The organism is Aminobacter sp. Piv2-1 (assembly GCF_037625995.1).
Classification (GTDB): domain Bacteria; phylum Pseudomonadota; class Alphaproteobacteria; order Rhizobiales; family Rhizobiaceae; genus Aminobacter.
On record NZ_JARKMU010000002.1, the window covers coordinates 396,693 to 416,455 of the forward strand.

At 66.9% G+C, this 19,763-nt stretch carries 18 protein-coding genes; 12 read left to right on the forward strand and 6 right to left on the reverse strand.

The window, feature by feature from the left end; translation table 11 throughout:
• Positions 1-6 precede the first annotated feature (6 nt).
• Genes AmiPiv_RS05800 through pcaF form a run of 3 tightly spaced genes read left to right on the forward strand, consistent with a single transcriptional unit; the run spans position 7 to position 2,868 of the window.
• Complete coding sequence (locus tag AmiPiv_RS05800) at positions 7-864, forward strand: CoA transferase subunit A (protein WP_340036365.1); 858 nt, start codon at positions 7-9, stop codon at positions 862-864.
• Entirely contained in the window at positions 861-1,670 is an 810-nt protein-coding gene (locus tag AmiPiv_RS05805; RefSeq protein WP_340036367.1) for a CoA-transferase subunit beta, read from the forward strand. The genes AmiPiv_RS05800 and AmiPiv_RS05805 overlap by 4 nt, the downstream gene beginning before the upstream one ends.
• Complete coding sequence (gene pcaF / locus AmiPiv_RS05810) at positions 1,663-2,868, forward strand: 3-oxoadipyl-CoA thiolase (RefSeq protein ID WP_340036368.1); 1,206 nt, start codon at positions 1,663-1,665, stop codon at positions 2,866-2,868. The genes AmiPiv_RS05805 and pcaF overlap by 8 nt, the downstream gene beginning before the upstream one ends.
• Positions 2,869-2,936: 68 nt before the next feature.
• Here pcaF and AmiPiv_RS05815 read toward each other — a convergent pair whose 3' ends face one another.
• The gene (locus AmiPiv_RS05815; RefSeq protein WP_340036369.1) at positions 2,937-3,788 is read right to left on the reverse strand and encodes a sulfite exporter TauE/SafE family protein; all 852 of its coding nucleotides are present in this window, start codon (positions 3,786-3,788) and stop codon (positions 2,937-2,939) included.
• A 273-nt stretch (positions 3,789-4,061) separates the two neighbouring features.
• Between AmiPiv_RS05815 and modA the strand changes: the two genes are divergently transcribed.
• From modA to AmiPiv_RS05835, 4 genes are all read left to right on the forward strand, one after another.
• Complete coding sequence (gene modA / locus AmiPiv_RS05820) at positions 4,062-4,871, forward strand: molybdate ABC transporter substrate-binding protein (protein ID WP_340036370.1); 810 nt, start codon at positions 4,062-4,064, stop codon at positions 4,869-4,871.
• 102 nt (positions 4,872-4,973) lie between these two features.
• Positions 4,974-5,669 carry a molybdate ABC transporter permease subunit gene (modB, locus tag AmiPiv_RS05825; RefSeq protein ID WP_340036371.1) on the forward strand — a complete coding sequence of 232 codons (696 nt, stop codon included), beginning with the start codon at positions 4,974-4,976 and terminating at the stop codon, positions 5,667-5,669.
• Positions 5,666-6,781 carry a molybdenum ABC transporter ATP-binding protein gene (modC, locus tag AmiPiv_RS05830; RefSeq protein ID WP_340036372.1) on the forward strand — a complete coding sequence of 372 codons (1,116 nt, stop codon included), beginning with the start codon at positions 5,666-5,668 and terminating at the stop codon, positions 6,779-6,781. The genes modB and modC overlap by 4 nt, the downstream gene beginning before the upstream one ends.
• 12 nt (positions 6,782-6,793) lie before the next feature.
• The gene (locus AmiPiv_RS05835; protein ID WP_340036373.1) at positions 6,794-7,135 is read left to right on the forward strand and encodes a winged helix-turn-helix domain-containing protein; all 342 of its coding nucleotides are present in this window, start codon (positions 6,794-6,796) and stop codon (positions 7,133-7,135) included.
• Here AmiPiv_RS05835 and proC read toward each other — a convergent pair whose 3' ends face one another.
• Both proC and AmiPiv_RS05845 read right to left on the reverse strand, forming a co-directional pair.
• On the reverse strand, positions 7,136-7,951 hold the full coding sequence (gene proC / locus AmiPiv_RS05840) for a pyrroline-5-carboxylate reductase (RefSeq protein WP_340036374.1): 816 nt from the start codon (positions 7,949-7,951) through the stop codon (positions 7,136-7,138). It lies immediately after the preceding gene.
• A 65-nt stretch (positions 7,952-8,016) separates the two neighbouring features.
• Complete coding sequence (locus AmiPiv_RS05845; protein ID WP_340036375.1) at positions 8,017-9,129, reverse strand: metallophosphoesterase; 1,113 nt, start codon at positions 9,127-9,129, stop codon at positions 8,017-8,019.
• A 190-nt stretch (positions 9,130-9,319) separates the two neighbouring features.
• Here AmiPiv_RS05845 and AmiPiv_RS05850 point away from each other — a divergent pair, with 190 nt between their 5' ends.
• From AmiPiv_RS05850 to AmiPiv_RS05870, 5 genes are all read left to right on the forward strand, one after another.
• Positions 9,320-11,521 (forward strand): GumC family protein, encoded by a 2,202-nt coding sequence (locus AmiPiv_RS05850; RefSeq protein WP_340036376.1) that lies wholly within the window; start codon positions 9,320-9,322, stop codon positions 11,519-11,521.
• A 110-nt stretch (positions 11,522-11,631) separates the two neighbouring features.
• Positions 11,632-12,528: a bifunctional methylenetetrahydrofolate dehydrogenase/methenyltetrahydrofolate cyclohydrolase FolD gene (gene folD, locus AmiPiv_RS05855; RefSeq protein WP_340036377.1), complete on the forward strand. Its 897-nt coding sequence runs from the start codon at positions 11,632-11,634 to the stop codon at positions 12,526-12,528.
• Between the two features lie 65 nt (positions 12,529-12,593).
• The gene (locus AmiPiv_RS05860) at positions 12,594-13,556 is read left to right on the forward strand and encodes a GlxA family transcriptional regulator (RefSeq protein WP_340036378.1); all 963 of its coding nucleotides are present in this window, start codon (positions 12,594-12,596) and stop codon (positions 13,554-13,556) included.
• Positions 13,557-13,631: 75 nt separating this feature from the next.
• On the forward strand, positions 13,632-15,287 hold the full coding sequence (locus AmiPiv_RS05865) for a vWA domain-containing protein (RefSeq protein WP_340036379.1): 1,656 nt from the start codon (positions 13,632-13,634) through the stop codon (positions 15,285-15,287).
• Positions 15,288-15,604: 317 nt separating this feature from the next.
• Positions 15,605-17,131 carry an ABC-F family ATP-binding cassette domain-containing protein gene (locus tag AmiPiv_RS05870; protein ID WP_340036380.1) on the forward strand — a complete coding sequence of 509 codons (1,527 nt, stop codon included), beginning with the start codon at positions 15,605-15,607 and terminating at the stop codon, positions 17,129-17,131.
• Positions 17,132-17,135: 4 nt separating this feature from the next.
• On the opposite strand, the gene AmiPiv_RS05875 is transcribed toward AmiPiv_RS05870, so the two are convergent.
• Genes AmiPiv_RS05875 through edd form a run of 3 tightly spaced genes read right to left on the reverse strand, consistent with a single transcriptional unit; the run spans position 17,136 to position 19,674 of the window.
• Entirely contained in the window at positions 17,136-17,543 is a 408-nt protein-coding gene (locus AmiPiv_RS05875; protein ID WP_340036381.1) for a type II toxin-antitoxin system VapC family toxin, read from the reverse strand.
• Positions 17,540-17,794, reverse strand: coding sequence for an AbrB/MazE/SpoVT family DNA-binding domain-containing protein (locus AmiPiv_RS05880; RefSeq protein WP_340036382.1), 255 nt, complete (start codon positions 17,792-17,794; stop codon positions 17,540-17,542). The genes AmiPiv_RS05875 and AmiPiv_RS05880 overlap by 4 nt, the downstream gene beginning before the upstream one ends.
• A 56-nt stretch (positions 17,795-17,850) precedes the next feature.
• Positions 17,851-19,674 carry a phosphogluconate dehydratase gene (gene edd, locus AmiPiv_RS05885; protein WP_340036383.1) on the reverse strand — a complete coding sequence of 608 codons (1,824 nt, stop codon included), beginning with the start codon at positions 19,672-19,674 and terminating at the stop codon, positions 17,851-17,853.
• Positions 19,675-19,763 lie beyond the last annotated feature (89 nt).

A 19,763-nucleotide genomic window follows, 5' to 3' on the forward strand; every position in this document is an offset into this window, starting at 1 on the left:
AACGCGATGACCAAATTCCTCCCCCTGTCGAGGGCGGTCGCCGAAAACCTCGGCAACGGCGACACCGTGGCCTTCGAAGGCTTTACGCATCTCATTCCCACAGCCGCCGCGCACGAGGCGATCCGACAGGGCTTCAAGGATCTGACGCTGGTGCGCATGACGCCGGACCTGATCTACGACCAGATGATCGGCATGGGCATGGCGAAGAAGGCGATCTTCTCCTATGCCGGCAATCCCGGCGTCGGCCTGCTGCGCCGCCTGCGCGATGCGGTCGAGAACGGTTTTCCGCACGCGCTCGAGATCGAGGAGCACAGCCACGCCGCCATGGCCAACGCCTATGAGGCGGGGGCGGCTGGCCTGCCTTGCGCCATCTTCCGCGGCTATCGCGGCGCCGAGCTTGCCAAGGTCAACCCGAACATCAAGTCGGTGACCTGCCCGTTCACCGGCGAGGTGCTAGCGGCGGTGCCGGCGGTTCGCCCCGACGTCACCTTCATCCACGCCCAGAAGGCCAACAGGAAGGGCGACGTGCTGGTCGAGGGCATCATCGGCATCCAGAAGGAAGCGGCCCTTGCCGCCAGGCGCGCGGTGGTCACCGTCGAGGAGGTGGTCGACGATTTCGACGACCTGCACCCCAATCTGACGGTGCTGCCCAACTGGTCGGTGACGGCGATCTCGGTGGTGCCGGGCGGGGCGCACCCGTCCTACGCGCATGGCTACTATATCCGCGACAACGCCGCCTATCTCGAATGGGACGAGATCGCCGCCGACCGCGACCGCTTCGCCGCATGGATGCAGAAGAACGTCATCGAAAAGACCGCCGACGACTTCGCCGGGCGCGTCGAACACCTGAGGAACGCGGCATGAGCGAGCTCGGCTTCACCCCCAATGAAATGATGACGATCGCCGCCTCGCGCGCGCTCAAGAACGACGACGTCTGCTTCGTCGGCATCGGCGCGCCCTCGGCCGCCTGCAACGTTGCACGTCTCACCCACGCGCCGGACATCACGCTGATCTATGAATCGGGCACCATCGGCACGGCGCCCGACGTGCTGCCGCTGTCGATCGGCGACGGCGAGCTCTGCGACACAGCCGTCACCACTGTCTCGGTGCCCGAGATGTTCCGCTACTGGCTGCAGGGCGGACGCATCTCGATCGGCTTCCTCGGCGCTGCCCAGCTCGACAAGTTCGGCAACATCAACACCACCGTCATCGGCGACTACGCCCATCCCAAGACCCGCCTGCCGGGCGGCGGCGGCGCGCCCGAGATCGCGACCTCATCGAAGGAGATCTACATCACCATGGCGCAGTCGAAGCGCGGCATGGTCGAGAAGATCGATTTCTACACCTCCTTCGGCCACGGCGAGGGCGGCGACCACCGCCAGCGCCTCGGCATCGAAACCAAGGGGCCGACGCTGCTCATCACCGACCTGGCGATCTGGAAGCCGGATCCGGTGACCAAGGAGTTCACCGTGGTTTCGCTGCATCCCGGCGTCACCCGCGAGAGGGTCCAGGAGACCTGCGGCTGGACGGTGAGGTTCGCCGACGCCCTCGAGGAAACTCCAGCGCCAACGGAGTTGGAACTGACGACGTTGCGTGATCTAAAGGCGCGCACCGACGCCGCCCACAAGGGCGAGGCAGTTGCCGCCAAGAGAGGATCCAAGGATGGCTGAGGCTTTCATCTGCGACTACATCCGCACCCCCATCGGACGCTTCGGCGGCGTGCTCTCGTCGGTCCGGGCCGACGACCTTGGCGCGGTGCCGCTCAAGGCGCTCCTGGAACGCAATGCCTCGGTCGATTGGGCGGCCGTCGACGACGTCATCTTCGGCTGCGCCAACCAGGCCGGCGAGGACAACCGCAACGTCGCGCGCATGTCGCTGCTGCTGGCCAGCCTGCCGGTCGAGGTGCCGGGCACGACCATCAACCGGCTCTGCGGCTCGGGCATGGACGCGCTGATCTACGCCGCCCGTTCGATCAAGGCCGGCGAGGCCGAGCTGATGATCGCCGGCGGCGTCGAAAGCATGAGCCGCGCCCCCTTCGTCATGCCCAAGGCTGAGACCGCCTTCTCGCGCCATGCCGAGATCCACGACACGACGATCGGCTGGCGCTTCGTCAATCCTGTCATGAAGAAGCAGTACGGCGTCGATTCGATGCCAGAGACCGGCGAGAACGTCGCCGAGGACTTCTCCGTCAGCCGTGCCGACCAGGACGCCTTTGCCGTGCGCAGCCAGAACAAGGCGGTCGCGGCACAGGAGAACGGCCGGCTGGGCAAGGAGATCACCCCTGTGACGATCCCGCAGCGCAAGGGCGATCCGATCGTCGTCGCCAAGGACGAGCATCCGCGCGCCGGGACCACCATCGAGACGCTGGCCAAGCTGCCGACGCCGTTCCGCCAGGGCGGCACGGTGACGGCCGGCAACGCCTCCGGCGTCAACGACGGCGCGGCGGCGCTGATCGTCGCCTCCGAGGCGGCAGTGAAGAAGTACGGCCTGACCCCGATCGCCCGCGTCCTCGGCGGCGCCTCGGCGGGTGTCGCGCCGCGCATCATGGGCATCGGCCCGGCGCCGGCGACCAAGAAGCTGTGCGCGCGGCTCGGCATCCAGCCCTCCGCCTTCGACGTCATCGAACTCAACGAGGCATTCGCCTCCCAAGGCATCGCCGTGCTCCGTGAGCTCGGCATCGCCGAGGACGCCGAGCACGTGAACCCGAACGGCGGGGCCATCGCCCTTGGTCATCCGCTGGGCATGTCGGGCGCCCGCATCGCCGGCACGGCGGCGCTGGAGCTTAACCTGCGCGGCGGCAGGCTGGCGCTTGCCACCATGTGCATCGGCGTCGGGCAGGGCATCGCGGTCGCTCTCGAAAGGGCGTGACCGGCTCACCTTCAAGATGCGAACGCCCGGCACTGCCGGGCGTTTTCGTTTGGTGAGATCGGAACGCCTCAGCCGATCAGGCTGACCAGGAAGCGCAGGCTGATGAGCAGCAGGAAGACGCCGAAGGCGACCTCCAGCTTGCGCTTCGACAGGGCGTGCGCGAGCCTTGCGCCGAGCGGCGCGGTCAGCACGCTGGTGGGCACGAACAGGATCAGGCCGACGAGCGAGACATAGCCGAGCGCGAAAGGGAACTGCAGCGCCGCCACGTCGGGATACTCGGCGGCACGCGGCCAGCCGGCATAGATGTAGCCGATCGCGCCGGGGATCGAGATCAGTACGCCGAGGCCCGAGGACGTCGCCACCGCCTGGTGGATCGGGCGGCCGTAGAAGGTCATGAACAGGTTCGAAAGCTGGCCGCCGCCGATGCCCATCAGGCTCGACAGCACGCCGATGATCCAGCCATAGACGTCCATCACCAGCTTGCCCGGCATGTCGAGGCCGAGCCGCCAGGAGTCCTTGCCGAACAAGAGCCGGATCGCCGAAATGCCGGCAACCACCACGAACACCGCCTTGAACAGGTCGGCCGGCGCGAAGCGGGCGATCACGCTGCCCATGACGACGCCGACGATGACGGGAACCGCCCACTGCCTGAGGATGGTCATGTCGACCGCGCCCTTGGCGCGGTGCGCCGCGAACGAGCGGATCGAGGTCGGGATGATGATGGCGAGCGAGGTGCCGACGCAGAGCGGCATGCGCACCTCTTCGGGCACCCCGACGGCCTGGAACAGCTCGTAGAGCACGGGCACGATGACCGTGCCGCCGCCGACGCCGAAGACGCCCGCGAGCAGGCCGGTGATGGCGCCTGCTCCCAGTAGGGCGACGGCGAGCCAAATGATCTCGTAGGTGGTGATGCCCGACATTGGGGGAAGCTCTTCGTGGTGTGGCGGCAAGGGGCAGGGGCGCCGGCACGGTCGCCAAGACTTCCCGTCCCCCATGATAAGTCAGCGACATATGCCATGAACGGGGCGGCCAGTCTCCCCCGGATTGCAATGCCAAGTGCCGGCCGGCCAGCGGCACGTGGGCAAAGGATATTTCTTCGGAAAACCACTTGGTCGGGTGGTTGCCTGCCAAGTGTTATATCCGTATGAATATAACGAACTCGGCCGCCGCGGCCGAAGGACGGCGGAGGGATCATGATATTCACGCGCAGGGGACTTGGTTTGCGGCTCGCCGCGATGGCCGGCGGCCTGGCCGCGGCGCTGTCGTTCGGCCTGTCTTCGGCGCGCGCCGGCGGCGAGGTCGTCGTGTTCGCGGCGGCAAGCCTCAAGAACGCGCTCGACGCCGTCGACGCGGCCTGGAAAGCCGACAGCGGAAAGGCTGTGACCGTCTCCTATGCGGCAAGCCCGGCGCTCGCTAGGCAGATCGAGGAGGGCGCGCCGGCCGACGTGTTCATCTCCGCCGATCTCGACTGGATGAAGTATCTTGCCGACAAGAAGCTCATCAAGGAAGGCTCGGACGTCAAGCTGCTCGGCAACCGCATCGTGCTGATCGCGCCGAAGGACTCGCCTGCCGCCTTCGGCATCGCGCCCGATTTCGATCTCGCCAAGCTGCTCGGCGACGGCCGTCTCGCGATCGGCGACGTCAAGGCCGTGCCCGCCGGCAAATATGGCAAGGCCGCGCTGGAGAAGCTCGGCGTCTGGTCGTCGGTGGAGGGCAAGCTGGCCCAGGCCGAGAACGTGCGCGCTGCCCTCAAGCTGGTTTCGACCGGCGAGGCGCCGGCCGGCATCGTCTACCGGACTGACGCGGCGGCCGAGCCGGCCGTCAAGATCATCGCCACCTTCCCGGAAGAGACGCATCCTCCCATCGTCTACCCGGTAGGGCTGACGGCGGACTCGAAGAACCCGGACGCGGCTGCGTACGTGAAATTTCTTCAGTCCGCCAAGGCCAAGGAGCTTTTCGAAGCGCAGGGCTTCACCATGATCGCCCCGGTGGCGTCCAACTAGGGGGTGGTTTACCGCCGCTGGGTAAGCTTTCTCCAAAATGCAAAACATGCGTCCCGTCCCGGCCGGGTGGGGCAGACTTTCTCGAGGGAATGCGAACAGGCGATGCTGGACCTCACTCCCGACGAATGGAATGCGGTCCGCCTGTCGTTGAAGGTCGGGCTGTGGGCGATGGCCGGCAGCCTGCCTCTCGGCATCCTGATCGCGCTGATGCTGGCGCGCGGAAAATTCTGGGGCAAGTCGCTGCTCAACGGTGTCGTGCACCTGCCGCTCGTCCTGCCGCCGGTCGTGACCGGCTACCTGCTGCTCCTGAGCTTCGGCCGCCGCGGGCCGATCGGCGCCTTCCTGGCCGAGAACTTCGGCATCGTCTTTTCGTTCCGCTGGACGGGTGCCGCGCTTGCCTGCGCCGTCATGGGCTTTCCGCTCATGGTGCGCGCCATCCGCCTCTCGATCGAGGCCGTCGACCGCCGGCTGGAACGGGCCGCTGGCACGCTCGGCGCGAGCCCGGCCTGGGTGTTCGCGACCGTGACCCTGCCGCTGATCCTGCCGGGCATCGTCGCTGGCATGATCCTGTCGTTCGCCAAGGCGATGGGCGAGTTCGGCGCCACCATCACCTTCGTTTCCAACATTCCCGGCGAAACCCAGACCCTTCCTTCTGCGATCTACACCTTCACCCAGGTGCCTGGCGGCGATGCCAGTGCGTTGCGGCTGACGCTGATCTCCATCGCCATCTCGATGGCGGCGCTGGTGGTGTCGGAGATGTTCGCCCGCAAGGTCGGCCAGCGGATGGTCGTGGAATGACGCTCTTGGTCGACATCGGCCACCGCCTCGGCGCGCTGAAGCTCGAAGTCCGGTTCGAGAGTGCAGGGCATCTGACCGCGCTGTTCGGGCCGTCGGGCTCGGGCAAGACCTCGCTCGTCAACCTCGTCGCCGGCCTGATCCGCCCGGATACGGGCCGTATCGTCATCGACGGGCGGACGCTGGTCGACACCGCGGCGCGCATCTTCGTGCCCGCCCACCGGCGACGCGTAGGCTTCGTGTTCCAGGACGCCCGGCTGTTCCCTCACCTCACCGTGCGGTCGAACCTGCTCTACGGCCGCTGGTTCACGCCGCGCGCCGAGCGCTATGCCGAATTCGGCCGGGTCGTCGACATGCTCGGCATCGGCCATATCCTGGCGCGGCGCCCGGCGCTGCTCTCGGGGGGCGAAAAGCAGCGCGTCGCCATCGGCCGGGCTCTGCTTGCCAGTCCCAGGCTGCTCCTGATGGACGAGCCGCTGGCCTCGCTGGACGACGCCCTCAAGGCCGAGATCATGCCCTATCTCGAGCGGCTGCGCGACGAGACGAAGATCCCGATCGTCTATGTCAGCCACTCGGTCGCCGAGGTGGCGCGGCTCGCCACCGACATCGTGGTGATGGCGAACGGCAAGGTCGCCGCCGCCGGCCCGACCGCCGAGATCATGCAGCGGCTCGACCTTTTGCCGCCGGAGGAGGTGGGCGAGGGCGGCGCCGTCCTCGATATGAGGGTGCTGGGCCACGACGAGGCATTCGGCATGACGGTGCTCGGCGCTGCGGCGGGGCAGATGCGCGTGCCGCGGCTCCCGCTGGGCGAGGGCGCGGCGGTGCGCGTCCGCGTCAGGGCGCGCGACGTGATGATCGCCACCGAACGGCCGCACGGGCTGAGCGCGCTCAACGTCCTGCCGGGACGGATCGTCGAGATCGGCGCGGTCGACGGCGCCCAGGTCGACCTTCGCCTCGACTGCGGCGGCGATATCTTGGTTTCGCGCATCACCCGCCAGTCGCTGGAAACGCTCGGGCTGACGCTCGGCCGCGACGTCTTTGCGGTGATCAAGACGGTGGCCTTCGATCGCGCCAATCTTTCTCGGGCGACCGGGGCTGTGCCAACCAGCGACTGACCGGAGTAGGCGATGCCGTCCCTGACCTTGCGCCTCTATCTCGACCCCAAGGGCCGTCTCGGCCCCGGCAAGGTCGAGCTTCTCGAACGGATCGCCGCGACCGGCTCGATCTCGGCGGCGGCGCGCGCCATGGAGATGTCCTACAAGCGCGCCTGGGACCTGGTCGAGGAACTCAAGGACATGTTCGGCAAGCCGGTCGTGGAGGCTAAGACCGGCGGCAAGCATGGCGGCGGTGCCGAACTGACGCCGCTTGGCGCGGAGGTCGTCCGCCAGTTCCGCGACATGGAGCGCGCGGTCAACGAGGCCGCAGCACCCCACATCAGGGCGCTGCAGGCCGAAGCCGACAAACGGTAGCTATTTTCCGAGTTCGATCGAGCGCAGCCGGGCGGCCTCGACGGCCTCGGTGAGCAGGTTCTTGAGCCTGTCCTCGCCCATCAGCACGGCGAGTGCCGCCGCTGTCGTGCCGTTCGGGCTGGTCACCTGCCTGCGCAGCACGGCCGGGTCCTCCCGGCTTTCGGCGGCGAGGCTCGCCGCGCCGTAGACGGTCTGCATGGCGAGAAGCCGGGCAGTGTCCCCGGGGAGGCCAGCATTCTCGGCTGCCGCCGTCAGGCATTCGATGAAGTGGAAGATATAGGCCGGCCCCGAACCCGAAACGGCCGTCACGGCGTCCATCAGGCCCTCGTCGGCGATCGTCGTCACCTCGCCGCTGGCCGACAACAGGTCGCCGACGAAGTCTTTCGCCTGGTCGCTCACGTGATCGTTGGCATAGACCACCATCATGCCCTTGCCGATCGAGGCCGGCGTGTTGGGCATGCAGCGGACGATCGGGGTGCGCGCGCCCAGGATGTCGACGAAGGTGCTGACCGGCGTTCCGGCGGCGACGCTCACGAAGGTGGTGCGGCCATTGCCGAAGCGTCGGTAGTCGGAGGTGACTTCGCGGATGACCTGCGGCTTGACCGCGATGACGACGATCTCGGGCGCGGCATCGGCCGGTATGCCGCCTACCTCGGAGGCAACGCGGCTGCCGAGTTCCGCGGCACGGGCCCTGAGTTCCGCGTTGGGTTCGACCACGAAGGTCTCGCCTGGCGCCAGCTTGCCGGAACTCAGCCAGCCCTTGAGCATGGCGTAGCCCATGTTGCCGCAGCCGGCGAGGATCAGTCTGGTGCTCATTCAATGCCCTCCGAACAACCTGACATAGACCGACTCTCCACCTGGAGGAAGCCCGAAATGCCCGCTCAACGTGCATCGTCCAGCCGTTTGGTGAAGGCGTTGGTGAACGTGACGTCGCCACGCGGCCCGGCCTCGGCCAGCACGACGTCGAGGAAAGCACCCGTCGCGCGCGCCAGGGCGAAGCCGCCCATGAAGGCCGCCTTGGGCTTGAACAGGTCGAGGCCGTCGCGCGCGTAGACCATGGGCGTCTCGTGCTGGTGGCCATGGAAGACGCCGATCACGTTGTAGCCCCTGAGCGCCGCCAGCATGGCACGCCGGTCTTCGTCGCTCCACCAGTGCGGCTTGCCGGCGCCGGTGACGTCGAACGTTCTTGCCGACGGGTCCCATCGCTCGATCGAGAACGTATCCCAGCCATAGTGCTGGAACAGGATCACCGGCCGGCCGTCGCCGGCGTAGGTCCGCAGGTCCTTCCCGAGCCAGCCAAGCGCGTCGACCGCACCCTTGGACGCGTCGCCGGCGAAGCGATGCAACTGGACCAGGTGCAATCCGCCCCAGTCCCACGAATAGCAGTCCGACAGCGCATCGTAGCTGGTGGCGGGCACCGGCGGTTTGAAGAACACGCTTGGCCGATGGTTGATCTCGACATAGTCGCGCATCTCGCGCCGGTACCAGTCGACATTGGGCGAGGGGCCGTCCTGGTCGAGATCATGGTTGCCCAGCCCGACATAGACGGGGACATGCACGCGGTCCAGGCCGGCGCCCTCCTGGTAGCGGTGGCTGAACTGCAGGAGTTGCGTGCCTTCCCGGGGCTCCGTCACCTGCCCGCCGCCGTCGTCGGTCATGTCGCCGCCGATGACCAGGCCGAGCGGGCGCCCGATGCGCTGGCCGGCACTTGCCAGACCTGTCGGCGCGCCGCCTATCTGGACGGGCCATTTGTGTTCCTCGATGGCGTTGAGCGCCGCGATATGGCGGCGCAGGCTCTCGTCCGTCTTGCCTTCCTGCAGGCAGTGGGGGCTGAGGCCGCTTGCCATGCGGCACGCATGGATGTCGGCGGCAAAGAGGAACGTCGCGTCGGTCTTCGGCCAGTTGGCATTGGCTGCCCGCGTTCCCGTCAGGGAAAGCAGGCCAACGCCCATGGTCTGCGCCAGAAATCGACGTCTCGAGATCGGTCGGCTCATGCCCGCACAATGTTCCCCGCCGATGCTGCGATCAAGCTTTCCATCACGGCGAGCATGACTATGGCTGGCGCGTGATTTGCTTGAATGAACATCGGCAGCCGATCGATTAACCTTTTGTTTCCCATGTCTGTTTAGCGTGGGTTAACGCCCCGGCACCCGATCCGGGCCCATCGTGTTGGAAGCAGCCCCTATGGCGGACATCGGAGACACTGACGATCGGCAGCCCTTGCGGCGCGCACGCGACGCGTCCGGCAAGCCTCGTGGCGGCTCGCTGCTGTCGGTCACGCCGTCGGAACCGGATGACGGACAGGACCAGGCCGTCCGCCATCGCTTCGCGCGGTTTCGTCGCGAAGCCGAGCGCGCGGCCGAAGCCGACATCGCGTCGTCGGAATCGGCTCCGGGTCACGAGCTGACCGACCGCGTGCCGGATGCCGCTGCCGATTGGCAAGCGAAGGATTCCGCCGCTGCCGGCGACGGCTGGCGCAGCCGGCTGGCGCGTAGCGTCGCGCCGGTGGCCGAACAGATCGCCGCCATCCAGAACATGCCGCCTCCCCCGGATGCTCCTTCGCTCGAGGAACAGCAGATGCGGGACGCCGACCCGCGCGAGCCGATGATCGAGCCGATGGCGATCGTGCGCGGGATCGGCCGGTCCAAGCTCCTGATCGGCACGACCACCCTGATCGGCGCACTCGCCGGCGTCGCCATCGCGCTTTCGACGCCGAAGATGTACCAGGCGTGGGCGGAGATGATCGTCGATCCGCGCAATCTCAAATTGACCGAGCGGGAGCTGACCGACAGCGGATTGCCATGGGACGCTACGCTGACGCTGGTCGAGAACCAGGTGCGCGTGCTGACGTCGGGCTCGGTTCTGACCAAGGTCGTCGACCGGCTCGACCTCGCCAACGATCCCGAGTTCAACGGCAAGGGGATCGGCGGGGGCGGCCTCCGGTCGCTCTTGGGTGAGGTCCTGCCCAGCGGCGAGGCGCCGGCTGCGCCGAACGGAGCGGACCGTGCCCACGTGCTGGCGGTCAACAACCTTTTCGAAACGCTGACCATCGAGCGCGGCAACAAGAGTTTCGTCGTTTCGATCGGCGCCAAGACCCAAAGCGCCGAGAAATCCGCGCTCATCGCCAACACGATGACCGAAGTGTTCATGCAGACCAACGCCGAGATGCAGGCGGGGACGGCCGGCCGGGCGGCCGAGGAGCTCAACGCCCGGCTGGAGGAACTGCGCAAGGCCGTCGAGGCGGCAGAGCGCAAGGTCGAGGCTTTCAAGGCCGAAAACGACATCATCGATGCGCAGGGCCGCCTGATCACCGACGACGAGATCCAGCGCGTCAACGACCAGCTCACCGCAGCCCGGGCGCGCACGCTCGAACTGAATGCGCGCGCGGCTTCCACGCGCAACGTCAATGTCGAGTCGGCGCTGAGCGGCTCTCTGCCGGAGGCAGTGGCCTCGCCGGCGATCACCGAATTGCGGGCGCAATATGCGACGCTCACGCAGGAAGCCGACAGGCTGTCGGTGAAGCTGGGGCCCCGCCATCCCGAGCGGCTCGCGGCGGAGGCCCAACTGACCGGCGCGCGCGAACGCATCGCCGCCGAGTTGCGTCGGATCGCCGCCTCGATCCAAGTTGAACTCCGGCGCGCCGTCCAGACGGAACAGGAACTCGCCGCGCGGCTGGCCCAGCTCAAGGTGCGCCAGGGCGAGGTCAGCAACGAACTCGTCACGTTGCGCGAGCTCGACCGCGACGTGGCGGCCAAGCGCGCCGTGTATGAATCCTTCCTGCTGCGCGCCCGCGAGACGGGTGAACAGAAGGACATCAACCCGGCCAACATCACGGTCATTTCCCGCGCCAATCCCCCGCTCGAATCGACGGGGCCGCGGCGCGCGGTCATCGCCGTGGCCGGATCGCTGCTGGGGCTTCTCGCCGGCATCGGCCTGGGCGGCCTGCGCGGCGCGCTCGACGGCCTGCGCGAGACCGCCGATCGTCGCCGTGCCCGCGTGCGGCGACGGGCCGAGGGTCCGTCACAGGAACGCGCTCCCGAGATGGGTGGCGATGTTCGCGCCGTTGCCGCATCCGCTGAAGCGGCCGTAACGTCCGAGAGCCATGCCGCGGAAAGCGAGTGGTCCCGGCCCCGGTCAGCCGAGGCGGACGATAACGATCCGTTGGCATCGTTGCACTCGGGCCGCGGCCAGGCTGCGCCGCGGGCGGAGACGGCCGCCGTACACCGCGAAAGCGACCGGCCGGGGTATCAGCCGGCCGAGCCGACGGAGTCGCCGTCGCCCGAGCATGCATCGCGAAGCCAGATCGATGAAATCAGCGAGAGCTTGCGCGAACTGCGCAAGGAGTTGAATCTGCTGCGGGAGCGGCGGGCGCGTCGCTATTTCTGAAATAGACTTCGGTTTCGAGTTTACGGCACCGGACGCCGCATTGGCGGTGTTGCAGGTCGAAAATATGGTGACAATGCCGCCGCGAGACTGAAGGCATACGGAGAAGGCCCATGGCAGAGATCATAGACGGCAAGAGTGTAGCGGCCGAGGTGGTCGCGGGCGTCAAGAAGTCCGTTGCCGAACTCGCCGCCAGGGGCATCCAGCCGGGGCTCGCCGTGGTGATCGTCGGCGAGGATCCCGCCAGCCGGGTCTATGTGGCCAACAAGTCGCGCACGGCCAAGGAATGCGGTTTCCTTTCCGTCCAGCATACGCTGGCCGCCGAAACCTCGGAGGCCGAGCTGGTCGCCCTGGTCGAACGGCTCAATGCCGATCCGGCCATCCATGGCATATTGGTGCAGCTGCCGCTGCCCGCCCACATCGACGCCGGCAGGATCATCCAGACGATCGCGCCGGACAAGGACGTCGACGGCTTCCATTTCATCAATGTCGGCAAGCTCGCCACCGGCGAGATCGAGACGGCGCTCGTACCCTGCACGCCCTTCGGCTCGATGCTGCTCATCGAGCGCCGCCACGGCAAGGATCTCTCCGGCCTCAACGCCGTGGTCGTCGGCCGCTCCAACATCGTCGGCAAGCCGATGGCCAATCTCCTGCTTGCCGCCAACGCCACCGTCACCATTGCGCACAGCCGTACCAAGGACCTGCCGGCGCTCTGCCGGACGGCCGATATCCTGGTTGGCGCGGTGGGAAGACCTGAAATGATCAAGGGAGACTGGGTGAAGCCTGGCGCGACCGTCATCGATGTCGGCATCAACCGCGTTCCCGCACCCGAGAAGGGCGAGGGCAAGTCGAAGCTGGTGGGCGATGTCGCCTATGCCGAGGCCGAGCGGGTGGCTGGCGCCATTACCCCGGTTCCGGGCGGTGTCGGCCCGATGACCATCGCCATGCTGATGGCCAACACGCTGGTGTCGGCATCCCGGCATGCGGGCGTGGGCCGTCAGGACTTCTGAGCAGGGACCGCACCTTCCAGCCGGGCGCTGCCTTCTTTTCGACGCATCCTGTAGATTTGGCCGCCATGTCGAATGCCGATCCCGAACGTCGCCAGTTCGCCTTTCTCCTGGTCGACAAATTTTCGATGTTCTCGCTGGTCGCGGCCATCGACACCTGCCGCTCGGCCAACCGCCTGATCGGCCGCGATATCTACAGCTGGACCACGGTCTCGGCGGATGGAGAGGCTGTCATGGCCTCCAACGGCCTGCCGCTCAAGGTCGACTACAGCGTCGCCGACATACCCCCGGTCGACATCCTCTTCGTCTGCGTCGGCGTGGTCACCGAGTTCCCCGGCAAGAGCAAGGTGCTCGGCGCACTGCGTTCGTGGGGGCGGCGGGGCGGCGGGCTCGGCGCTCTTTCGGTCGGCTCCCAGATCCTGGCCGAGGCGGGCCAGCTCGACGGCTACCGCTGCACCATCCACTGGGAAAACCGCGCCGGGTTCATGGAGAAGTTCCCGGACATCGAATGCACCAACAACGTCTTCGAGATCGACCGCAAGCGCTACACCTGCGCCGGCGTGACGACCTCGATCGACCTGATGCTGGAGATTATCCGGCGCGACTTCGGCTCCAATCTCGCCAACGAGGTCGCCAACCAGTTCCAGCACGAGCGCATCCGCAACGCCGGCGACCGCCAGCGCGTCGGCCCCGAACGCGACTTGACCGGCAAGTCGGACAAGCTCAAGCGCATCGTCGAGTTGATGGCCGACCACCTCGACGAGCCGCTGTCGGCGGTCCAACTCGCCAAGACGGCCGGGCTGTCGGTCCGCCAGGTGGAGCGGCTGTTCCTGCGCCACCTCAACGTCACGCCCGGCCGCTACTACATGCGGCTGAGGCTGGAGCGCGCCCGCGAACTGCTGCGCCAGACCAACATGCCGATCCTCGACGTGGCAATCGCCACGGGCTTCACCTCGCATTCCTATTTCGCCCAGAGCTACCGCCTCCAGTTCGGCCGCCCGCCAAGCGAAGAGCGGCGGACGACCTACTAGGCTGCAGGGTTGTCAGGGCTTGCCGCCTTGTTTAGCTTCCGCTGAACGGAACATCTGAACCGGCGAGGGGGCAGCATGAAGACGTTCTCACGAGGTATCCTGACGGCCATGTTCATGCTGTCGGGCGCGGTAGCCGTGCATGCCGCCGAGCGCGCCATCATCGTGCTCGACGCTTCAGGATCCATGTGGGGCCAGATCGACGGCAAGCCGAAGCTCGAGATCGCCCGCCAGGCGCTGCGCTCGGTGCTGAAGACGGTTCCCGCCGACACCGAACTCGGGCTTATGGCCTATGGCCACCGCGAAAAGGGCAGCTGCACCGACATCGAACTGGTGGTGCCGCCGGCGGCCGGTTCTGCAGATGCCATCACCGCCGCTGCCGACGGCCTGAAGTTCCTGGGCAAGACGCCACTGACGGCTGCCGTCAAGCAGGCGGCCGAGGACCTCAAATACACCGAGGACAAGGCGACCGTCATCCTCATCACCGACGGGCTCGAGACCTGCAATGCCGATGCCTGCGCGCTGGGCAAGGAACTGGAGCAGGGTGGCGTCGACTTCACCGCCCATGTCGTCGGTTTCGGCCTGACGGCGGAAGAGGGCAGGCAGGTGGCGTGCCTGGCGCAAAACACCGGTGGCAAATATATCCAGGCTTCCGATGCCAAGGGGCTTGAGGAGGCGCTCACCCAGACCGTGGCAGCGCCGGCACCGACCCCTGCGCCTGCCCCAACCCCCGCACCCGAACCGGCGAAGCCCGAATTCAACTTCGTTCCGGAGCTCACGCTTGCCGAGGGCGGCGCGCCGCTCAAGGACGCCGGCAACGCGTGGGAAATCTACAAGGCCAATGCCGACGGTTCAAAGGGCGAGCGGATCACCACCGAATACAGCAATTACAAGGGCTCGCTCGAAGAGGGCGACTACGTCATCCGCGCCACGCTCGGCGAAGCGGGCGTCGAGCAGCCGCTCAAGGTCGAGGCAGGCCAGGTCTACAAGCCGACCTTCGTTCTCGATGCCGGCACGCTGGTCATCCGCCCGCGCCCGAGCGAGGGCGGTGACATCAACGCCAGTGCGGCCGTCGTCTTCGACTTCCCCGGCGCCGACAACCCGGCGACCTATTATGGCGAGACCAAGGTGGTTCTGCCCGCCGGCGAGCAGAAGGTGAGGGTCACGATCGGACAAGGTGAGGCCAACGAGACGATCCAACTGGCGGCCGGCCAGACCGTGGAGAAGGACATCGTCGCCGGCGTTGGCCGCGTCGTCGTCAACGCGCTTTACGCCCAGGGCGGCGACAAGGTCGATGCCGGCGGCCTCGACGTGAAGATCTACAAGGCCAAGAAGAAGATAGATGGCACGCGTGAGCAGGTGACCTATGGCTACGGCCCGGACAACAAGTTCGACTTGCCTGCCGGCGACTATGTCGCGGTGGTGCGCATGGACCAGGCCGAAGTGGAACAGCCGTTCAACACGCGTGTCGGCGAAGCGGGTGACGTGACGGCCGTGCTCGACGCTGGGGTGCTGGCGATCGACGCTCCCGGCGCCAGGCAAATCCGCGTCTATTCGGCCAAGAAGGACATCCAGGGCAATCGCAAGGACTTCGGCTACACGTACGACCAGAAGCACCAGACTACCTTGCCGACGGGCGAATATGTCGTCGAGATCGACCTTGGCGACAGCGGCAAGAAGGAAGCCAATACCGCCGTCAAGGCGGGCGAGCGCACCGAACTCACCGTCCAGTAGGATTGTCTCGCCCCAGCTTTGCGGCTATGAAGGCGGCGCAACTCGAAATGGAAAGGAGGGCTGCGTGATCGAGCATTTCTATCTCCACCGCCAGCGCGGCCCAGTCTACGCCCTGCAAATGCGTTTGCAGGGCTGACCACAGACGAGACGCCAGCTTTACTGAGGCTGTTCTCTTTCCGGTCTGCCCTTTGTGGTGATGCAGCGCTGAGCCTTCGCTCGCGCCTGCATCGTGAGATTCCCACCGGACCCGGTGTTCCCCATTGTGCATCCCGTTCGGGCGGATGCGGGCGACGGTCCGGACAGACCAGAGAACGAATATGGCCTTGATCAATCTGCGATCGCTCGGCGTCACCATCGGTGCGCCGCTCTTTTCCAACCTCAACCTGTCGATCGAACCGGGCGACCGCCTGGGCATCGTCGCGGCCAACGGCCGTGGCAAGTCGACCTTGCTGCGCGCCATCACCGGCAGCTTCGAGCCGACCACGGGCGACATCACTCGCTCGCGTGGCCTGCGCGTCGGCTATGTCGAGCAGGACGTGCCAGCGAAACTATTGGACGCCACCTTCTACGACGCCGTGCTCGACGCCCTGCCGGCCGAACAGGCCGACAGCGAGAGCTGGCGTGTCGACGTGGCGCTCGGTGACCTCGACGTGCCGGAGGAACTGCGACAAAGGCCATTGTCGAAGCTGAGCGGCGGCTGGCAGCGGCTTGCGCTTTTGGCGCGCGTCTGGGTGACCGAACCCGACATGCTCTTGCTCGACGAGCCGACCAACCATCTCGACCTTGCCCGCATCGGGCAGCTGGAAGAGTGGCTCAACGCCCTGACGCGCCACGTGCCGGTGGTCATCTGCAGTCACGACCGTGCCTTCCTCGATGCGGTGACCAATCGGACGCTGTTCCTCCGTCCTGAGAACTCGCAAGCCTTTTCGCTGCCCTATTCCGCGGCGCGCGAAGCGCTCGACGAGATCGACGCCTCCGAGGCGCGCCGCTTCGAGAAGGACATGAAGACGGCCCAGCAGCTGCGCCGCCAGGCGGCCAAGCTCAACAACATCGGCATCAATTCGGGCAGCGACCTTCTCGTCGTCAAGACCAAGCAGTTGAAGGAGCGGGCCGAGCGTATCGAGGAGACGGCGCGTCCCGCCCATCTGGAGCGCTCGGCCGGCACCATCAGGCTCGCCAACCGCGGCACACACGCCAAGGTGCTGGTGACGCTCGACGACGCGCCGGTGACGACGCCCGACGGCACGCTGCTGTTCAGGACCGGCAAGCTGTGGATCCGCCAGGGCGACCGCGTCGTCCTGCTCGGGCGCAACGGCACGGGCAAGACGCGGCTGGTCAACATGCTCCGGCGTGCCATCGCCCAGCCCGACGTGGCCGTCGACGGCATCAAGGCGACGCCGTCGCTCGTGCTGGGCTATGGCGACCAGGGCCTGTCCGACCTCGCCGACAAGGACATGCCGCTCTCCGTGCTGACGCGCCGCTTCGCCCTTGGCGAGCAGCGCGCCCGCACCTTGCTCGCCGGCGCCGGCATGAATGTCGACATGCAGTCGAACCCGATCGGCCGCCTGTCGGGCGGACAGAAGGCGCGGCTCGGCATGCTGGTGCTGCGGCTTACCAATCCCAACTTCTACCTGCTCGACGAGCCGACCAACCATCTGGACATCGACGGGCAGGAAACGCTGGAAGACGAGCTTCTGAAGCACGAGGCAAGCTGCCTGCTGGTGTCGCACGACCGCAGCTTCGTCCGAGCGGTAGGCAACCGCTTCTGGCAGATAGAGAAGCGGCGATTGGTCGAGGTGGAGAGCCCGGAGGCGTTCTTCGCTGGTGTGGCGGTGGAAAGGTGAAGGACTATCCCGCCCGGCTCTTGAGCAGGGTCACGGGCCGGCCTTCGGCGCCGAGCAGGCGCGCCGCCTTCTTGTCGAACGTCGCGAACTGCTCCGCGCCGGCCCGGTAGCCTTCGTAGGCCATGGCAGCATCGGCAAAGTCGCCGCCTGCCCGCAAATGGGCAAGGCCGGCGGCCACTGCAGCAATGTCGGTGGAAACGCGCCGAGAGTTCAGCATGTCTTCGATCCCGCGGGCTATTGCAATTCGCTCGACGCCGACACTGCCGAGCACCCAGACAAGTTCGCATAGGGTGATCAGGGGAACGACGATCAGGTCGGCATCGGCAAGCAGCGCCTGGGCGACCTTGGTCTGGCCGGGATCGTCAGCCAGCATCGCACGAGCGAGAACATTGGTGTCGACGGCGATCTTCACCGCTTGCCGGCCCAGCTGTCCGCGATGACCTTGTTCATCTCCTCGATGGAGACTGGTGCGCGATCGGGGTCGTGAAAGATGCCGAAGATGGTTTCGATTCCGTGTTGCTCGTGCGGTGCGGCCTTGAGCACGACATTTCCATCGGGCGCAAGATCCAGAAGGATCTTGTCGCCCGGTTTGACTCCGAGGTGCCGGAGCACCTCCTTCTTGACCGTGATCTGGCCTTTCGACGTGACTGTCAGCGTCTGCATGGCATTGCTCCTGCCATGAAAAAGTAAGGTAGAATTGCCTTACTTTCAAGCTGGCGTCACGCCGTGCCGAAGGCGCTCGCACCGTGGTCGCCGCGGCCGACCATCTGGCGGAAGCCGGCGAACAACTCGCGGCCCATGCCGTGCTCGTTCTCCGAGAGGTCGCAGACGGGTTTCGGACGCGCGGCGAGTTCGGCTGCCGGCACCAGCACTTCCAGCGTGCCGGCCTCGGCGTCGAGCCGGACGATGTCGCCGTCGTGGACGCGGCCGATCGGGCCGCCTTCCAGCGCTTCTGGCGTGACGTGGATCGCTGCCGGGACCTTGCCCGAGGCGCCCGACATGCGGCCGTCGGTGACGAGCGCCACCTTGTGGCCGCGGTCCTGCAGGATGCCGAGCACCGTGGTCAGCTTGTGCAGTTCCGGCATGCCGTTGGACTTGGGACCCTGGAAGCGGATGACGGCGACGAAGTCGCAGTCGAGCAGGCCCGCCTTGAAGGCGTCATTGAGGCCCTGCTGGCTGTCGAACACCAGCGCCGGCGCTTCGATGATGCGCCGCTCGGGCTTCACCGCCGATGTCTTGATGATGGCGTGGCCGAGATTGCCGCCGAGCACCTTGAGGCCGCCGGTCGGCTGGAACGCCTTGGCGGCCGGTGCCAGCACCTTCTCGTCGCCGCTGACCTCGGGGGCTGCCTCGCGCACCACCGTGCCGTCGGCGCCGAGCTTGGCTTCGACGGTATAGGGGCGCAGGCCTTCGCCCCACACCGTCTGCACGTCCTCGTGCAGCAGGCCGGCGTCGAGCAGTTCGCGGATCAGGAAGCCCATGCCGCCGGCCGCCTGGAAGTGGTTCACGTCGGAAAGCCCGTTCGGATAGACGCGGGCGAGCAGGGGCACCGCGTCCGACAGGTCGGAAATGTCCTGCCAGGTCAGGCGGATGCCGGCGGCGGCAGCCATGGCGATCAGGTGGATGGTGTGGTTGGTCGACCCACCCGTCGCATGCAGGCCGACCACGCCGTTGACCACCGAGCGCTCGTCGATCATGCGGCCGACCGGCATGTAGGCGTTGCCGAGATGGGTGATCGCCAGCGCCCGCCTGGTCGCCTCGCGGGTCAGCGCGTCGCGCAGCGGCGTGCCCGGATTGACGAAGGAGGCGCCCGGCGTGTGCAGGCCCATGATCTCCATCAGCATCTGGTTCGAGTTGGCCGTGCCGTAGAAGGTGCAGGTGCCGGGGCCGTGATAGGACTTGGACTCGGCCTGCAGAAGCTCGGCGCGGCCGACCTTGCCTTCGGCATAGAGCTGGCGGACTTTGGCCTTCTCGTCATTGGGCAGGCCCGAGGTCATCGGTCCTGCCGGCACGAACACCGCCGGCAGGTGGCCGAAGCTCAGGGCCGCGATCACCAGGCCCGGCACGATCTTGTCGCAGACGCCGAGATAGACGGCGGCGTCAAACATGTTGTGGCTGAGCCCGATGGCGGCAGCCATGGCGATCACGTCACGCGAGAACAGCGACAGCTCCATGCCTGGCTGCCCCTGGGTGACGCCGTCGCACATGGCTGGCACGCCGCCCGCCACCTGGGCAATGCCGCCGGCTTCGCGCGCCGCTTCCTTGATCAGCTGCGGGTAGGTCTCGAACGGCTGATGCGCCGACAGCATGTCGTTGTAGGAGGTGATGATGCCGAGATTGGCGACCTTGTCGCCGCCGAGCGCGACCTTCTCCGAGGGGCTGCAGACGGCAAAGCCGTGGGCGAGGTTGCCACAGGAGAGCACACCGCGGTTGGCGGTCTTGCCGGCGGCTGCGTCGACGCGGCCGAGATAGATTTCGCGGCTGACCTTGGAGCGCTCGCGAATGCGCTCGGTGATGGCTTGGATGTCTTTCCTGGCGGTCATGGCCTGTCCTTTCAACTCGGTGCCCGAATTGGGAGGAGCTTCGGGCTGGCGCATGGACCGGAAGACGGCGCAGCCGATTGCGCCGGACC

Bases quoted from the DNA above. Each gene is read 5' to 3' on its own strand.
- AmiPiv_RS05800 (WP_340036365.1), top strand. From the start codon at position 7: ATGACCAAATTCCTCCCCCTGTCGAGGGCGGTCGCCGAAAACCTCGGC.
- AmiPiv_RS05805 (WP_340036367.1), top strand. From the start codon at position 861: ATGAGCGAGCTCGGCTTCACCCCCAATGAAATGATGACGATCGCCGCC.
- pcaF (WP_340036368.1), top strand. From the start codon at position 1,663: ATGGCTGAGGCTTTCATCTGCGACTACATCCGCACCCCCATCGGACGC.
- AmiPiv_RS05815 (WP_340036369.1), bottom strand. From the start codon at position 3,788: ATGTCGGGCATCACCACCTACGAGATCATTTGGCTCGCCGTCGCCCTA.
- modA (WP_340036370.1), top strand. From the start codon at position 4,062: ATGATATTCACGCGCAGGGGACTTGGTTTGCGGCTCGCCGCGATGGCC.
- modB (WP_340036371.1), top strand. From the start codon at position 4,974: ATGCTGGACCTCACTCCCGACGAATGGAATGCGGTCCGCCTGTCGTTG.
- modC (WP_340036372.1), top strand. From the start codon at position 5,666: ATGACGCTCTTGGTCGACATCGGCCACCGCCTCGGCGCGCTGAAGCTC.
- AmiPiv_RS05835 (WP_340036373.1), top strand. From the start codon at position 6,794: ATGCCGTCCCTGACCTTGCGCCTCTATCTCGACCCCAAGGGCCGTCTC.
- proC (WP_340036374.1), bottom strand. From the start codon at position 7,951: ATGAGCACCAGACTGATCCTCGCCGGCTGCGGCAACATGGGCTACGCC.
- AmiPiv_RS05845 (WP_340036375.1), bottom strand. From the start codon at position 9,129: ATGAGCCGACCGATCTCGAGACGTCGATTTCTGGCGCAGACCATGGGC.
- AmiPiv_RS05850 (WP_340036376.1), top strand. From the start codon at position 9,320: ATGGCGGACATCGGAGACACTGACGATCGGCAGCCCTTGCGGCGCGCA.
- folD (WP_340036377.1), top strand. From the start codon at position 11,632: ATGGCAGAGATCATAGACGGCAAGAGTGTAGCGGCCGAGGTGGTCGCG.
- AmiPiv_RS05860 (WP_340036378.1), top strand. From the start codon at position 12,594: ATGTCGAATGCCGATCCCGAACGTCGCCAGTTCGCCTTTCTCCTGGTC.
- AmiPiv_RS05865 (WP_340036379.1), top strand. From the start codon at position 13,632: ATGAAGACGTTCTCACGAGGTATCCTGACGGCCATGTTCATGCTGTCG.
- AmiPiv_RS05870 (WP_340036380.1), top strand. From the start codon at position 15,605: ATGGCCTTGATCAATCTGCGATCGCTCGGCGTCACCATCGGTGCGCCG.
- AmiPiv_RS05880 (WP_340036382.1), bottom strand. From the start codon at position 17,794: ATGCAGACGCTGACAGTCACGTCGAAAGGCCAGATCACGGTCAAGAAG.
- edd (WP_340036383.1), bottom strand. From the start codon at position 19,674: ATGACCGCCAGGAAAGACATCCAAGCCATCACCGAGCGCATTCGCGAG.